The sequence below is a fragment of the Chloroflexus aurantiacus J-10-fl genome (genome assembly GCF_000018865.1).
In the GTDB taxonomy this organism is placed as follows: Bacteria; Chloroflexota; Chloroflexia; order Chloroflexales; family Chloroflexaceae; genus Chloroflexus; species Chloroflexus aurantiacus.
Map to the genome: position 1 here is coordinate 246,501 of NC_010175.1, position 15,566 is coordinate 262,066.

The window sequence follows — 15,566 nt, forward strand, 5'->3', positions numbered from 1 at the left end:
TAATATACCAGCGCAGGGCAGTGCTGTCAATAGTTGTGAGGATAGCGGGTGAGCGTGCTAGAACCTATTCCAAAAAACATCTACCAGGAGGTATCTCATTCATTGCCGACCGACTCCATGATTGTGACGAGCACACACACCATCCTCGTAACCAGCCGGGTCAACGATGTGCCACGCGCTGGATCGTGAGCACGGCTGGCGCGGCAGCATGGCTGCCGCACTCCAAACGCTGAGACACGTGTATGCCAGGCGGGTAAGGCACCCAATCCAACGCGTGATAGCACTGGCAATGGTCATCAGCCCTCCTCGCTTCCATACCGGCAGACTGGGAGCAGGATATACTATCGTTGGTGATTGGCAAGCGTTCATGCACCTGTGCAGTGGTCGGGTAGCACGACCGTACAGCTTTTGTGAAATAAGTGCCAGAAGGCGCAGATCATGCCTTCGCCTGATAACCAGGTCATATCACCTGGCGTGGAGCATGACTGATGCGGAAGTATGGCTTCTGTCCTTCAAACACGCGACACGCGGATGGCTAGGCGGAAAGGGATATTGCTGGTCTAGCACGTAGTGGGTGGTGATCAACGGCAGTGTCGGTGCGCGCCGGAGGTACACACTCCTGGGGGCCAGCACAGCACACTGGCCCGCGATGGGACATCGCTCAGGTGCGGTGTCAGGGTGATGGTCGGATAGCAGGTACCAGCAATACACCACTACCTGACACTCGCTTCAGCGGCAAACAACCGACCCTGTTCAGTCAAGACCAGCATATCCCCGCGGCGCTGTACCAGCCCATGTTGCTCGGCCTGCCGTACAATCGCGCCGGCGAAGGCCGCCGGCCAGTGCAGCTCTTCGATCAGATGGCGCGGATGGCACTCAACATTGGCATCCCGGGTTCCTTCGTGATTGAGCAGATGGAGCGTCAACATCTGAAGTGCAAACCGTTCCCGGTTGATCTGCTGTTGGCGACGTTGGGCCACAATTCCCCGCCGTGGCGCAAACAGGAACGCCAGCAGAAAGGCGATACCGGTCATGGTCGCCATGGTGCCGGCAATCGAGACATCGAACCAGCGGGCCAGCCAGTAACCACTGAGTGCAGATGCAATCCCAATCGCTACACTGAGCAGGATCATCCGCGGCAGACGGTCGGTGAGCAGATATGCCGTAGCCGGCGGCGCCACCATCAATGCAATCACCAGGATTGAACCAACCGCATCAAATGCGGTCACTGCGGTCAGCGAGACACTCGTCATCAGCCCATAATGAATCAGAGCCGGCGCGAAACCGAGCGTGGTCGCCAGCGCCGGATCGAACGTTGCCAGTTTTAGCTCTTTGTAAAAGAGCACAAGCAGGATAAGATTGAGCATTAGCGTCCCACTACCTACCACCAGCGCACGAGGCAGGCTTAATCCGAAGAGTTCGATCCGGTCGAAGGGCGCAAATGCCAGTTCACCGAGCAAGACGCTATCGGTATCGAGATGAACATTGCCGGCAAAGCGTGAGATGAGTAGAACCGCCAGACTGAATAGCGCCGGAAAGACCAGACCAATCGCCGCATCTTCGTGCATCAGCCGACTGCCACTCATCAGCTCCACCAGCCATACTGTCAGTACGCCCATCGCAACAGCGCCGGCAAACAGGAGCGGCGAGGAGAGATTGCCGCTGATCAGATACGCCAGCACGATGCCGAGCAACACGGTATGGCTGATGGCATCGCTGAGCATCGCCATCCGGCGTAAGACCAGAAAGACACCGGGAAGCGTGCAGGCAGCCGCAATGATCACCGCAATTAATTGCACTTCAAGTTGAGGACTCATGCGCTACCTCGTTCAATCAAAGGCGATCACTCGCTGGCGCCGTATGTGACGCCAGATCAGGCCACGCTCAGGAGCCAGCAGCAGCGAGATCATGGTGAACAGACTCATCACGAGCACAATCAGCGGGCCGGTGGCCAGACCTTCGCCCAGGGTGCTGATCCACGCCCCGATGAGCGAAGCCAGTGCCCCAAAACCGGCAGCCAGCACGACCATATATTCGAGCCGATTTGTCCACTGACGGGCGGCCACAGCAGGCGCGATTAGCATTGCACTCATCAGCACAACGCCAACCGTTTGCAGGCCGATCACGATTGCCACGACGATAATCCCGGTCAGCAGCACTTCAAACCGACGCACCGGCACGCCGAGACTACGGGCAAAATCGGGGTCGAAACTGATCAGCTTCACCTGGGGCCAAAAGATCAGGACCAGGGCAAGTGCAGGTAAACCGATAGCCAGCATGGCCCAAAGATCACGCTCGATCAATGCCGCCGCCTGCCCGAAGAGAAAACTCTTCAAACCGGCCTGGGCAGCGTGAGGCTGCCGTTGCAAATACGAGAGCAAAACCAGGCCGAACCCGAAAAACACGGCCAGGGTCAGGGCCAGCGCAGCATCATCTTTTATGCGTGTGGTACGCACGACCGCCAGCAACCAGAGTGCCGCCACCAGGGCAGCAACGGCAGCGCCAATGAGGAGAGAGAATGGATCGCGCTGACCGGTGATCAGAAAGGCAAGCGCAATGCCGGGCAGCGCAGCGTGTGACATTGCATCGCCGAGCAATGCCTGACGGCGCAGAACCGCGAAGCTGCCGAGGAAACCACTGATCGCGCCGATCAGCATTGCCCCCAGGGTGACATTGCGGAAGGTGTAGTCGGTAAACAGTTCCATAGCCGCTCCGGTTACGCTGATCAATCGCCTGGTGCCGGGGTTGGCCGGGCAGCGGGTGCAGTGTCGGTGGGTGTATGCAACAGGGCGAGACGACCACCATACGTTGCCCGCAGATTCGCCTCGGTAAAGACCTCGGCAACCGGGCCGGCAGCAATTCGCCGCACGTTAATGAGCGCAACGTGATCGAAATACTCGGTCACGGTCTGCAAATCGTGGTGCACGACGACAACCGTCTTGCCGGCAGCTCGCAGGTCGCGTAAAACGTTGATGATGGCGCGCTCGGTCACGGCATCAACGCCTTGAAACGGTTCATCCATCACGTAGATTTCAGCCGCCTGTGCCAGCGCACGGGCCAGGAAGACACGCTGCTGTTGACCACCCGAAAGCTGACCGATCTGGCGATGGGCGAAATCGGCCATCTGGACCTGGGCAAGGGCGGCCAGCGCCGCGTCCCGCTCAGCCCGGCCCGGACGACGGAACCAGCCGAGATGTCCGTAGCGTCCCATCAACACCACATCAAGCACTGTCGTCGGAAAGTCCCAATCAACGCTGCTGCGTTGCGGCACGTAAGCGATCAGATGCCGTTGCTGGTGGTATGGCCGGCCAAATACACGCACACTTCCCGCTGCTGGTCTGACCAGCCCTAGCATGGCTTTGAGGAGCGTCGTCTTGCCGGCACCATTGGGGCCGACAATCGCCATCAACACGCCACGGGGAACCTGAAGATCAACGTCCCATAAAACCGGTTTATCACCGTAGGCAACGGTCAAATCTTTGATGTCAACTGCAACTTCCATTGCACCCTCCGCTTTAGGGCATGAGCGCAGCCACAATCGTCTGCATATTGTGGCGCATCATGCCGAAATAGGTACCTGCCGGGCCATTAGCATCACCGAGTGAGTCAGAATACAACTCACCACCGACCCGCACCTCGTGGCCGGCTGCACGGGCAGCACTCTGAACCGCTTCAATTGTGCGCGGCGAGACACTCGTCTCGACAAAGATCGCCGGGATGCGTTCCGTTACCACGAGCGTCGTGAGATCACGGATGGTTGCGGCACTGGCTTCGCTGGCCGTACTGATACCCTGCACAGCCTCAACCCGAAAACCGTAAGCCTGCCCAAAGTAGTTAAACGCATCATGAGCCGTCACCAGAATCCGCCGTTCAGGAGGTACCTGTTCGGCCAGCGCACGCAGATCGGCGTCAAGCGCCTGTAAATCGTTGAGATACTGCTCACTACGCTGCTGATAAACTTCCCGACCGTCCGGATCAAGATCAATCAACGCATCACGGATCGCAATGACCGCATAGCGCCAGCGCTGTGGATCGTGCCAGACATGCGGATCATACGCCTTCTCATCATCTTCCCAGCGCAAACGCATCTCTACCGGTACAGCTTCAGCGACTGCAACGACCGGGATCGTTCCACTGCGTTTAATAGCTTGAAAAACCCGCTCAAGGTTCGCTTCCAGATGAAGGCCGTTGTAGAGGATCAGACGCGCTTCTTGCAAAGCAAACAGATCACTCTCGGTGGCAATGTAGGTATGGGGATCGATGCCAGGACCAAGCAGCGTGTGGAGCGTCACCCGATCACCGGCAATCGCCTGTACTGCATCGCCTATCGGGCCGGTGGTAGCAACGACTCGCAGACGGCCATCAGTAACCGGTGCTGTACAGCCGGTTAGGATGAGTAGTAAAATAGTGATTAAGGAACATCGAAGAATCATATGTACTAACCCTAAAATAAATTTTAGCCTTACCTAAATCTACCAGATACGAGATAGATTGTCAAGGGTGGACAAGAGTCTCTCTATAAGACGCAACAATTGGGACACGGATGGACGCGGGTTGGGCGGATGTGCGCGGATATGGCAGAAGTACCGGTCATCCGCAGGGTGGGTATTACCGGTGGGACACGGATGCACGCGGATTGGGCGGATGTGCGCGGATATGGCAGAAGTACCGGTCATCCGCAGGGTGGGTATTACCGGTGGGACACGGATGCACGCGGATTGGGCGGATGTGCGCGGATATGGCAGAAGTACCGGTCATCCGCAGGGTGGGTATTACCGGTGGGACACGGATGCACGCGGATTGGGCGGATGTGCGCGGATATGGCAGAAGTACCGGTCATCCGCAGGGTGGGTATTACCGGTGGGACACGGATGGACGCGGGTTGGGCGGATGTGCGCGGATATGGCAGAAGTACCGGTCATCCGCAGGGTGGGTATTACCGGTGGGACACGGATGGACGCGGGTTGGGCGGATGTGCGCGGATAGGTCGGAAGCGCTGGTAATCCGTACCTGATATTACGCATTACAAAGATTGCCGATGGGCGCTTATCTGGAACCTATCCCGTTATCGGGGTCTGCCATACTGGCCGAGACGACGACGGGGAACAAAACCGGACGAACGGTAGAGATGATAGGCAGCGGTATTCTGCTCTTCGACTTCGATGCGGATGTCTTGATAACCGGCTGCCTGCAAGCGATGGAGAGTCGTCAGGAGCAGCAATTTGCCATATCCACGCCCCTGTAGATCACGACACACACCAAAGGTTGTAATGATGATCGTCTGTTCGGCCCGCAACAGTCGCAATGCCGCCACCGGGTGCCCGGCCATTTCAGCGATAACGAAGCGATGGCGGGGATGAGTAATCCGATCAGACACAAAGGCTGACACCTGTTCGACCGGATCACCGAACGCACTGACAATGATCGAGGTCAGGGTAGCAACATCGTCTTTTTCAGCCAGACGTACCTGCCAGTCGTCAGGCGCTTCGGGTAGTGGCGGCAGTTGTGCCGGATCGAGCTGCAACTCGACTTCGACATTCAGCCGATGGAGATCGAGTGCAGCCACAAATGGAGCCACACAGGACCCTGCTTCATCAGCCAATGCAATCCAGTTGCCACCACGCGCATAGGCCCAGCGCTCAATCTGTTCGATCAATTGACGACCAAACCCGCGTCGGCGCCAGGCAGGATCGACGGCGATCACTGCTTCGATAGCGAAGTAGCCATACATCACCACGCCACCAACCAGCGTCTCGCCGATCCGGGCCGCAGCCATTGTCGGCGTCCAATCGCCATCAAGGTATACCGGCAATTCAATGTTATCAGCGCGATTGCAACGCGCAAAGAGTTCAACGAGAGCCGGCCAATCGGCGGCGGGGATGATGGCAATGTCGAGTGTCATATGGTTGTTGATAATCCTTTCGGCGGCTGTGTCTCCGGCAAGGCAACGATCATATTGTAACGTCAAATTGGGTGACAATGTATGCGTAACACCACATCTGGAATTAGCGCCAACATGGCCAACTGTCCAACCCTGACCATGGGAGTGCACCTCCGGCTCACCCACCATCTGGACTAGTATGCACTGCTAACACCCCTGAACCAGCGACTCTCTTCCCGGGCGCTTTTGATGACCTGTACGTCGCGTGGTTACCGCTATGATGCATCATAGCACATCGTAAAAGGCTGGCAGACAACGTCTATCCAGGACATCTCTATATTCGCATCCGAACACAATAAAAAAACCGACGCTGGTGGCGTCGGTCAGATCAGGTGTATTGGCAAAAACCGGTATCAGGCATACTCCGCAACACTGTGCCGGGCGGCGCGAGCGGCACGCCGACGCATACCGGCGTCGAGCTGCGCGAAGAACTCGTCAGGAGTGACGCTGGCAGCGGCACAGGCATCGGCAAAGCGCAGGTTGCTGCGATCAATCCGATTCTCACGCAAAAAGGCGCGAGCTTCCGGGCCAAATGTCTGCAAGACTTCTTCGACAGTGAGTTGCTCAAATGTTCCGTTGCGCATAGTTGTACTCCTTTAATCTATCAAGACTATCTTCGTCGCGACGGCTTCATTGCCGATTGCGCTTTCATCATATCGTACAATATGCACAATTTCAAGAGTTTTGATTTGTACATTTTGCACAAATTACAACAGATAACCAGCGCGGAGAAGGCTGAATAGTTTGATCTCGTTCACCGAACGTGAACGGGTACCGATCTGATGGGCAACGGTCACGAACGTGCTATCGATGATCATCGCTCTTGCCGATCTGCCACCCATCAGTATTCCTGCACTATGCTGCACAGGTAGGGACCGTATCAGTAACAGAGCACGGATCGGCAGATAGAGACGTGGATGTGTCGTGGCTGGGACGAGTCAGGAAGGTTCATTTTCGCGCTGCGCGGCAGAGGAGTCGGGGTGAGGGTCGACGAGTCGGCGGGTTAACACCCTGCCTCGCGCCGTGGAAGGCCGGCAGAGGTGGCCTGGCAGCAGGGAGCGGTGCCGGGCGTGCTGCTGGATAGCCCCGGTAGGGCGTGCTATCGGCGGGGCAGCACAGATCGGCGGGTTGTGGGGGCAGAAGGGGACGTTGTGCCCGACCGTGGCGCAGGCTTCCTGCTTGCGCAGTATCGGCCATGTCCATCACCTGGCGGCAGTGGCGGGAATGCCTGCACGCGAGCTGGACGCCCGCGCCACAGGAACGGCATCACTGTCGTGCTGATAACACAGCAGGACGCTGTGGAGCGCATGACCACAGGGTGTGCTTAGCGCACAATGCGCCGTATCCATCACGATGTACTATGCGGTATCCTAACGGCTGCTGGGTGACATGTGGGTAATCATAGCGCGCTGCGCGGCAGAGGGGCCGGGGAGAGAGTTCATCGTATCTCCAGACCCTATCTCCCGCATACGCTCGCGTATTCCTTCGATAACAATCCGTGGGAATTATCTGAATAATGCGGAGGAGGGGGTTCCATAGGGACGGGTTCAGAACCCGCCCCTACGGACGATGCATGTGCCGGCGATGATGATATTGCCAGCCTGATTGACAGACAAGACCAGGCTTCAGAACCCGCCCCTACGGACGATGCATGTGCCGGCGATGATGATATTGCCAGCCTGATTGACAGACAAGACCAGGCTTCAGAACCCGCCCCTACGGACGATACACGTGCCGGTTCACGTGACTATACGAGGGTGTGGCGAAGGGGGATGCCTTAAATCGCGTGCCATGTTTGACGACTGCGCACTGGTCGTCATCTTCAGCGACCTATCTCGTGCGACGTCTCGACTACGTCATTCCGTTCACCAGTGACACGCTCGTCATTTTGGAGGGCGTACTCGCTGGCCCAGGCCTGAATACCTGCCCAATCGCGCAATGCAGCCTGATGAACACTCTCCGGTCGCCAGATTCGCTGAATGTAATCACGATCAATCTGAGCCGGATGGAGACTCTTGAATGGAACGACCGTTGTGGTTTCGCCCTTCCCCCACTCTTCTTCTTCACCGGGACCGAGCGGGAGTGCCAGCTCGTGAAAGGTTACCAGATCGGGATGGGAGGATCGGTCGATCAGATGGTCAGCCGCTTCACACACCCTTCCGTGATCGAGCAAGACATTGAGCAAGACATCGCTCATCCGTGAGCGCACCGATAACTGAACCAGCCGTGCCATCTCTACCCGCACCAGCAGGTCAAGGTAGCCGCGCACCGCCATTCGGCTCCGATCATTGATTCCCCAGCGCAAACCAATTCCCGCTGCAGCAGTAGCAGCAGCATTGCGACCAAGGCTGCCGGCTACTGTTTGCGCAACCGGGCCACTGGTCACAGGGTAGAAAAGGATGGTCTCACCCAGTGCCCAGTGCCGCACAATCTCAGCACCGCCTTGCCGCTGATGCTTGATTTCGATTTGAGGAATACCGGCAATGCCTAAACGGGCATCGAGTTCATCGTCGCGCCCGACTTCAATATGGAAACCGATGTAAGGAGTAAAACGCTTGCCACCAATCGGGCGGGCCATGCTTTTGCCATTTGCATACTGGAGAGTAATGGCTTCGGTAACGACTTGAACTCGATTGCGCCCAATCATAATGTTTGCTCCTCTTCCTTGCACGTACGGTATCCTGGCGCAATAATAGCACATATGTTCTTTTTTGTAAAGAGATTTGGCAATTGGTAGAAGGCGAAAGAATATCTCATATATCGCGGGATACGTCAACCGGTCTGATATAACACAAAGCCCCCTGCCAGCACTATCAACAGATACTGGCAGGGGCACGTCGATCCATCAACGCTCTACGGCGCTGCTCGCATAATCACCGGGACGAAGATGCGCATTGGTTCGACCACAATCTCGTAGGTATAGCTCGCGGTCTGACCATTGCTATCAGTGACGATGATAGTGAACGTATACGTTCCTACTTGCGTCACCTGACCTTCCAGCCGTCCATCTGCCAGCAGTACCAGACCGGATGGAAGCTGTCCAGTGCTCTGGTAGACGTAGCTACCACTACCACCAGATGCGTTCAGTTGGGTTTGTACCAGGCTGCCAACCGCAATTGATGGCGGCAGACTCAATTCAAGATGAGGTGCTTCGCCAGGTGTCGGCACCGGGCTGGGTGTCTCCGTCGGCACCGGGCTGGTCGTTACCGTCGGTACCGGGCTGGTCGTTACCGTCGGCACCGGGCTGGTCGTTACCGTCGGTACCGGGCTGGTCGTTACCGTCGGCACCGGGCTGGTCGTTACCGTCGGTACCGGGCTGGTCGTTACCGTCGGTACCGGGCTGGTCGTTACCGTCGGCACCGGGCTGGTCGTTACCGTCGGCACCGGGCTGGTCGTTACCGTCGGCACCGGGCTGGTCGTTACCGTCGGTACCGGGCTGGTCGTTACCGTCGGCACCGGGCTGGTCGTTACCGTCGACACCGGGCTGGTGCTTGCCGTTGGTTCTGGTGTCGCGCTCGCCGTCGCCGACGGGCTAGGTGTCGTGCTCGCCGTTGGCTCTGGGGTCGTGCTCGCTGTCGCCGATGGGCTGGGCGTCACGCTCGCCGTGGCCGATGGGCTGGGCGTCACGCTCGCCGTTGGCTCTGGGGTCGTGCTCGCTGTCGCCGATGGGCTAGGCGTCGTGCTTGCCGTCGCCGACGGGCTGGGCGTCGTGCTTGCCGTCGCCGATGGGCTGGGCGTCGTGCTTGCCGTTGGCTCTGGGGTCGTGCTCGCCGTGGCCGACGGGCTGGGGGTCACGCTTGCCGTCGCCGATGGGCTGGGGGTCACGCTTGCCGTGGCCGATGGGCTGGGCGTCGTGCTTGCCGTCGCCGACGGGCTGGGCGTCACGCTCGCCGTTGGCTCTGGTGTTGCGCTCGCCGTCGCCGATGGGCTGGGCGTCGTGCTTGCCGTGGCCGATGGGCTGGGCGTCGTGCTTGCCGTGGCCGATGGGCTGGGCGTCGTGCTTGCCGTCGCCGACGGGCTGGGTGTTGTGCTCGCCGTGGCCGACGGGCTAGGTGTTGTGCTTGCCGTGGCCGACGGGCTAGGTGTTGTGCTTGCTGTCACCGATGGGCTGGGTGTTGTGCTTGCCGTCGCCGATGGGCTAGGCGTCACGCTCGCCGTCGCCGATGGGCTGGGCGTCACGCTCGCCGTGGCCGATGGGCTGGGCGTCACGCTCGCCGTTGGCTCTGGTGTTGCGCTTGCCGTCGCCGATGGGCTGGGCGTCGTGCTTGCCGTTGGCTCTGGTGTTACGCTCGCCGTGGCCGACGGGCTGGGCGTCGCGCTCGCCGTGGCCGACGGGCTGGGCGTCGTGCTCGCCGTGGCCGATGGGCTGGGCGTCGTGCTCGCCGTGGCCGACGGGCTGGGCGTCACGCTCGCCGTGGCCGACGGGCTGGGCGTCGTGCTCGCCGTTGGCTCTGGTGTTGCGCTTGCCGTCGCCGATGGGCTAGGCGTCATGCTCGCCGTGGCCGACGGGCTGGGCGTCACGCTCGCCGTGGCCGATGGGCTGGGCGTCGTGCTCGCCGTGGCCGACGGGCTGGGCGTCACGCTCGCCGTGGCCGACGGGCTGGGCGTCGTGCTCGCCGTTGGCTCTGGTGTTGCGCTTGCCGTCGCCGATGGGCTAGGCGTCGTGCTCGCCGTCGCCGATGGGCTGGGCGTCGTGCTCGCCGTTGGCTCTGGGGTCGTGCTCGCCGTCGCCGATGGGCTGGGCGTCGTGCTCGCCGTTGGCTCTGGTGTTGCGCTTGCCGTTGCCGATGGGCTGGGCGTCACGCTCGCCGTGGCCGATGGACTGGGCGTCACGCTTGCCGTCGCCGATGGGCTGGGTGTTGTGCTTGCCGTTGGCTCTGGGGTCACGCTCGCCGTTGGCTCTGGCGTCGCGCTCGCCGTTGGCTCTGGCGTCACGCTTGCCGTTGGCTCTGGCGTCGCGCTCGCCGTTGGCTCTGGCGTCACGCTTGCCGTTGGCTCTGGCGTCGCGCTCGCCGTTGGCTCTGGTGTCACGCTTGCCGTTGGCTCTGGTGTCACGCTTGCCGTTGGCTCTGGCGTCGCGCTCGCCGTGGCCGATGGGGACGGCGTTGGTGATGGTGCCGCGGCGATATTGGTCAGGGTAAAGTCAGTGCTGGCATTCGCAACGCTTGCCGTCACTGTATAGGTTCCGGCCACGTTGTTGGCACGCACCGGCACCTGTACCAGACCATTCGCGTCACTTACCGCACCATTGCCTGCCGGGAAAACAGCACTGGCACCACTGGCCGGTGCAGTGAAGCTCACATAAACGCCAGACAGCGGGTTGCCATTCTCATCGCCCACCCATACCTCTAGCGGCTGAGCAAAATCGGTATCCACGACCGCACTCTGGTTATTACCACCGCGCTGCTCTACCACCAGCGGTGGCAGGGCAACCAGCGAGACCGTCTTGGACGTGTAGACAATCTGGAATGGATAGCCATCTACATCAATCACCGCACCATTGGGAAGACCCTGGAAGGTACCGAGAATCCCCCCTGAACCGGCACTCGCATGCTCAAGGATTGTCCAGATGTCGCCGGCAACCGGGGTGTAACCAGGTACCAGCGCCAGCGAGAGCGTTGCACCGGCAGGATTGCCCGTTCCCACCAGTTCAATACTGGCGTTTCTGGTGCTGTTATTCGAGGTGTTAATGAGCACCAGTTTATCGCCGCCAGGACCGATTTCAAAGTGGAGGCTGATATTCGGGCTATGGAGACGAACACCGTCGCCATTACCTGCGATGGAAAGCGTTCCCCGCCCGCGAATGACGGCACCGGTATTGAGATCGCGTTGATCACCAACCCCGATCTCGCCACCGCCAGAGGTGGGATTATACACAATTGCCCCTACCGTCCCGCTACCGTAGAGGTTTAGCCTGCCACTGCCCTGATTGCGAACAAATGAACCGATATTCGAGCCACTTGCAGTCAGATTAATTGTCAAATCACCCGCCCCGTTCTTGCGCAGATTCCGCGAGGCTGCGGGATCGGTGATTTTGGCGAAGATGACATCACCTTCAACCGTTATCTCCCGGTTACCGGGCAGACTCCAGGGAGTGCTGAAGCTGAGACGATAATCACCGCTGTCGAGGGTGAAATTATTGTTTAGCTGGGAGATTTCATTGGTAATGATGCGATCTGATCCTGCATTAATCAGACGCCCGCTGAGCAGTTCGAGTTTCGAGGTACCAAAAGCCTGATTGTGAGCAATGACTATTGCCCCACCATTAATCGTCGTTCGTCCCCGGTGCTCATTAGCGGCGAGCAGATAGAGTTCACCCTCACCGGTTTTGGTGATGCCACCACTGCCGCGCAGGAGATTGTTGGGGCTGAAGATAAGGAGGCTACTATCAGCAGCAATATCGAATGAAATGATTTTCTGTAGCTCAATTGGCACATAAATAACATGATTACCGCTCAGAACACGAATAGCTCCGGCACCGGCGGGTGGGAAATAGAGACTGCCGTTGCTATTTGTCATGAGCAAGTAAGGCATCGGACTATCGAAACGCACTTCCCCAATTTCAAAAGTACCGTCGAGATCAATTGCCAGTGGAAATGGCGTATACGGAAACACCGCCACATCGTGACGGCTCGACGGTACACCTCCACTCCATTTGGTCGGATCACTCCAACTTCCATTTCCCCCAATCCAGGTACTGGTTGCCGCAAAAACCGGACTGAACACGAGCGACCAGATCAAGAGTAGAATGACTGCTAATGTCGATAGCAGTGCTCGCGGTATCGGGCGGTTCATGGCTCCTCTCCAGAACTGCAATGTAGTGCTCCAGTTGAACCGAATTTTAACCGAACTCTGTACCGAATCATTACCGAAACCCCTGCTACGACCGGTGCAGATGAAAACATGAAAAAAGTGTTATCCAGGCGGCAGGAGATGACGATAAATGAGAGGTATGTTCAGGAAAGGAGGTGATGAGGATCAGAATTGCGACAATCCGTCGTAAGACTGATGTTGAATGAAGGCTAGAGGCTTACAAACATTTCATCTTGAAGTTGAATATTTTGTTAGAAAGGGGAATAAAGTCGCACTATTCTTATTTATTATAGTATTATTTTTTGTAGTAGAGAAGTGTTATGACCAACAAAACCACGTTACAAGGCATCAGTGCAGCTATCGCTGCATACGCGCTCTGGGGATTGCTCCCGGTCTACTGGAAAGCGCTCAACGGGGCATCGGCCACCGAAATTCTCGCCCATCGCATGATCTGGTCGCTCCTCTTCCTGCTTGGCGTGCTGGCGATCCGCCGGCAGTGGGAGTGGATTACGGTGATACGGCAACAGCGTCGTCTGCGGCTGACGTATCTGGCAAGTGCGATTCTGCTGGCGGCAAATTGGGGTATTTATGTCTGGGCAGTCCAGATCAATCGGGTCGTCGAAGCCAGTTTAGGCTATTTTATCAACCCGCTGGTCAGTATTGCGCTGGGTGTGCTGGTCTTGCGGGAACGGTTACGTCCGGCCCAGTGGCTGGCCATCGGTATTGCTGCTGCCGGGGTTGCCTGGCTGACCTACAGTGCCGGTGCGCTGCCCTGGATCGCATTGGCGCTGGCGTTATCGTTTGGTCTCTACGGTCTGTTACGGAAGCAGACGCCACTCGGTTCGTTTGAGGCATTGACGGTGGAGACGTTATGGATGTTTCCCCCCGCTCTCCTCTGGTTGAGCTGGCTGGCCGGTGCCAACGGCGGGATTCATCACGATACCGGCCTGTGGATGCTCTTGATCAGCACCGGTGTTGTGACTGCGGCACCGCTGCTCTTTTTCGGGGCAGCAACCCGACGCATCCCGCTGACGACAATCGGCATTTTGCAGTACCTGGCACCGACCCTTCAGCTCGTGCTGGGTGTGCTGGTCTACGGCGAACCCTTCTCAACTGCCCAACTGATCGGCTTTGGCGCAATCTGGACGGCACTGGCCATTTATACGCTTGATAGCTTTATCGCTGTTCGGCACTACCGGGCGAAATTATCACAAGAGGCGATACAGCGGTAGTATTGCTGCAAGCGCTCACCGTCATCGAGATCGAAGGCCAGGGTCGGTGTGCTGATCAGGCTGGCCCGCAAGCCGAGCCGGGCAGCCGTGCGCAGATGATAGCCGGCACTATCCGGCCCAAAGCCAAACGGCAATTGCGACGGCAGGTGCAGCCCTAACGCATTTGTCCCTTGACCATGCTGGTCAGGGGCAACCACCACGTCGTTGTCGGTGAGCGCTTCGCTGAGCAAGATCAGATCACGTACTGTCACAAAGGGTAAATCGCCGGCAAGAACCATCATGATCTGCACACCGGCAGCCTGAATTCGCTGCCGCGCCTCGGTCAGGGCTGCATTCAACTCTTCCTGGTTATCGGGGAGCCACTCAATCCCCTCGCTATCGGTTGCCAGGGTTGGTTCAGGGCTGACCAGCCAGATACGGGCCGGGATTGACAGGTAGCTAACGGCCTGGCGCGCCGTTGTGATCACATGGCGCACCATTGTCACCACGAGCTGTTGGCGATCCGCCGGATCGAGCAGATCGATCAGGCGCGATTTCGCCAGGTGTAGACGCTTGATGGGAATGACAATACCGATCACACTAACGACCTCGCTGTGGACGGCGCAATGAGGCTGGCCAGTTCCAGCGTCGCACGGGCCAGGGCCATCTTTTCTGGCATACCGCGCATGATTGTGTCGGTAACCAGCGTTGCAATCCCGCGAGACTGAATAGCCGGCGCCAGCTCCGCATCAATGGTGTCGATCACGATCCCATCGATCAGGTCGGCATACGTCTCGGCCACACCGAGCGCAGTCGGGGTGAGACCAACCGCTTTCATCAGTGGGACAGCCGGACCCTTGATTGCTGCGCCACCAACAATCGGACTAACTGCCACCACCGGCGTATTCGTTGTCGTCAGAGTGGTACGCACTTCAGGAATGGCCAGAATTGGCCCTACACTCACCACCGGATTGCTCGGCGCGATAATAATGACCTCTGCACTCATTAGCAAAGGCAACAAGGCAGGAGCTGGCCGAACCGGGCCGGCAGCGTGCAGGCGCACGCCGTGTACGACCGGTTGACAGCGCTCGCGGACAAAATACTCTTCAAAATGCAGTTCGCCCTGATCGGTAAGGACGTGGGTAGGCGCCGGATCATCACTCATCGGGATGATTGAGACAGCCACACCCAATGCCTGCCGAATCTCATCGGCGACTTGCGAGAGGGTCGCACCGGCCTGCAACCGCGCCGTCCGGTAGATATGCAACGCCAGATCGCGATCACCGAGCTTAAACCAGGTAGGAGCGCCGAGCCGGGCCAGCCATTGCATACAGGCATCGGTATCACCGGCAATCCCCCAGCCCTGGTTGCGGTCAATCACATCTGCCAGCGTACAGGTGACGATATCGAGATCGGGGGAGATATATAAGCCGTGCAGCACCATATCGTCGCCGGTATTGACGACAGCCGCGATCCGTTCTGGGGCAACAACTGCTGCCAGCCCTTCGATAAAGCGAGCGGCACCAACGCCGCCGGAAAGTACAACTATCATAGGTACGCTGCGGAGTCTACAAAAGGAAACCGGCGTGATCCAACCACGC

At 58.5% G+C, this 15,566-nt stretch carries 12 protein-coding genes; 1 reads left to right on the forward strand and 11 read right to left on the reverse strand.

Features of this window, described 5'->3' with window-relative positions:
• Positions 1 to 713: 713 nt before the first annotated feature.
• The 9 genes from CAUR_RS00985 to CAUR_RS01020 all read right to left on the reverse strand — a co-directional run bounded on the left by CAUR_RS00985 (position 714) and on the right by CAUR_RS01020 (position 12,736).
• A complete protein-coding gene (locus CAUR_RS00985; RefSeq protein ID WP_012256103.1) occupies positions 714 to 1,817 on the reverse strand; it encodes a metal ABC transporter permease in 1,104 nt (367 codons plus the stop codon).
• 12 nt (positions 1,818 to 1,829) lie between these two features.
• Positions 1,830 to 2,705, reverse strand: coding sequence for a metal ABC transporter permease (locus CAUR_RS00990; RefSeq protein WP_012256104.1), 876 nt, complete (start codon positions 2,703 to 2,705; stop codon positions 1,830 to 1,832).
• A gap of 20 nt (positions 2,706 to 2,725) precedes the next feature.
• The gene (locus CAUR_RS00995) at positions 2,726 to 3,502 is read right to left on the reverse strand and encodes a metal ABC transporter ATP-binding protein (protein WP_012256105.1); all 777 of its coding nucleotides are present in this window, start codon (positions 3,500 to 3,502) and stop codon (positions 2,726 to 2,728) included.
• A 13-nt stretch (positions 3,503 to 3,515) separates the two neighbouring features.
• The gene (locus CAUR_RS01000) at positions 3,516 to 4,433 is read right to left on the reverse strand and encodes a metal ABC transporter solute-binding protein, Zn/Mn family (RefSeq protein WP_012256106.1); all 918 of its coding nucleotides are present in this window, start codon (positions 4,431 to 4,433) and stop codon (positions 3,516 to 3,518) included.
• A 632-nt stretch (positions 4,434 to 5,065) separates the two neighbouring features.
• A complete protein-coding gene (locus CAUR_RS01005) occupies positions 5,066 to 5,902 on the reverse strand; it encodes a GNAT family N-acetyltransferase (RefSeq protein ID WP_162015835.1) in 837 nt (278 codons plus the stop codon).
• 392 nt (positions 5,903 to 6,294) lie between these two features.
• Positions 6,295 to 6,525, reverse strand: coding sequence for a hypothetical protein (locus CAUR_RS01010; RefSeq protein ID WP_012256108.1), 231 nt, complete (start codon positions 6,523 to 6,525; stop codon positions 6,295 to 6,297).
• A 123-nt stretch (positions 6,526 to 6,648) separates the two neighbouring features.
• Positions 6,649 to 6,783, reverse strand: a complete 135-nt coding sequence (locus CAUR_RS21695) for a hypothetical protein (protein ID WP_012660404.1) — start codon at positions 6,781 to 6,783, stop codon at positions 6,649 to 6,651.
• A 980-nt stretch (positions 6,784 to 7,763) separates the two neighbouring features.
• Positions 7,764 to 8,588, reverse strand: coding sequence for a hypothetical protein (locus tag CAUR_RS01015; RefSeq protein ID WP_012256109.1), 825 nt, complete (start codon positions 8,586 to 8,588; stop codon positions 7,764 to 7,766).
• A gap of 206 nt (positions 8,589 to 8,794) precedes the next feature.
• Entirely contained in the window at positions 8,795 to 12,736 is a 3,942-nt protein-coding gene (locus tag CAUR_RS01020) for a beta strand repeat-containing protein (RefSeq protein ID WP_242605013.1), read from the reverse strand.
• A gap of 338 nt (positions 12,737 to 13,074) precedes the next feature.
• Here CAUR_RS01020 and rarD point away from each other — a divergent pair, with 338 nt between their 5' ends.
• Positions 13,075 to 13,986: an EamA family transporter RarD gene (gene rarD / locus CAUR_RS01025; RefSeq protein WP_012256111.1), complete on the forward strand. Its 912-nt coding sequence runs from the start codon at positions 13,075 to 13,077 to the stop codon at positions 13,984 to 13,986.
• Here the strand turns inward: rarD and cofC are convergent.
• A complete protein-coding gene (gene cofC / locus CAUR_RS01030) occupies positions 13,947 to 14,564 on the reverse strand; it encodes a 2-phospho-L-lactate guanylyltransferase (RefSeq protein WP_012256112.1) in 618 nt (205 codons plus the stop codon). The genes rarD and cofC overlap by 40 nt on opposite strands.
• On the reverse strand, positions 14,561 to 15,517 hold the full coding sequence (gene cofD / locus CAUR_RS01035) for a 2-phospho-L-lactate transferase (RefSeq protein ID WP_012256113.1): 957 nt from the start codon (positions 15,515 to 15,517) through the stop codon (positions 14,561 to 14,563). The genes cofC and cofD overlap by 4 nt, the downstream gene beginning before the upstream one ends.
• Positions 15,518 to 15,566 lie beyond the last annotated feature (49 nt).

Coding starts and splice junctions, on each gene's coding strand:
- CAUR_RS00985 (WP_012256103.1), bottom strand. CDS start 1,817: ATGAGTCCTCAACTTGAAGTGCAATTAATTGCGGTGATCATTGCGGCT.
- CAUR_RS00990 (WP_012256104.1), bottom strand. CDS start 2,705: ATGGAACTGTTTACCGACTACACCTTCCGCAATGTCACCCTGGGGGCA.
- CAUR_RS00995 (WP_012256105.1), bottom strand. CDS start 3,502: ATGGAAGTTGCAGTTGACATCAAAGATTTGACCGTTGCCTACGGTGAT.
- CAUR_RS01000 (WP_012256106.1), bottom strand. CDS start 4,433: ATGATTCTTCGATGTTCCTTAATCACTATTTTACTACTCATCCTAACC.
- CAUR_RS01005 (WP_162015835.1), bottom strand. CDS start 5,902: ATGACACTCGACATTGCCATCATCCCCGCCGCCGATTGGCCGGCTCTC.
- CAUR_RS01010 (WP_012256108.1), bottom strand. CDS start 6,525: ATGCGCAACGGAACATTTGAGCAACTCACTGTCGAAGAAGTCTTGCAG.
- CAUR_RS21695 (WP_012660404.1), bottom strand. CDS start 6,783: ATGGGTGGCAGATCGGCAAGAGCGATGATCATCGATAGCACGTTCGTG.
- CAUR_RS01015 (WP_012256109.1), bottom strand. CDS start 8,588: ATGATTGGGCGCAATCGAGTTCAAGTCGTTACCGAAGCCATTACTCTC.
- CAUR_RS01020 (WP_242605013.1), bottom strand. CDS start 12,736: ATGAACCGCCCGATACCGCGAGCACTGCTATCGACATTAGCAGTCATT.
- rarD (WP_012256111.1), top strand. CDS start 13,075: ATGACCAACAAAACCACGTTACAAGGCATCAGTGCAGCTATCGCTGCA.
- cofD (WP_012256113.1), bottom strand. CDS start 15,517: ATGATAGTTGTACTTTCCGGCGGCGTTGGTGCCGCTCGCTTTATCGAA.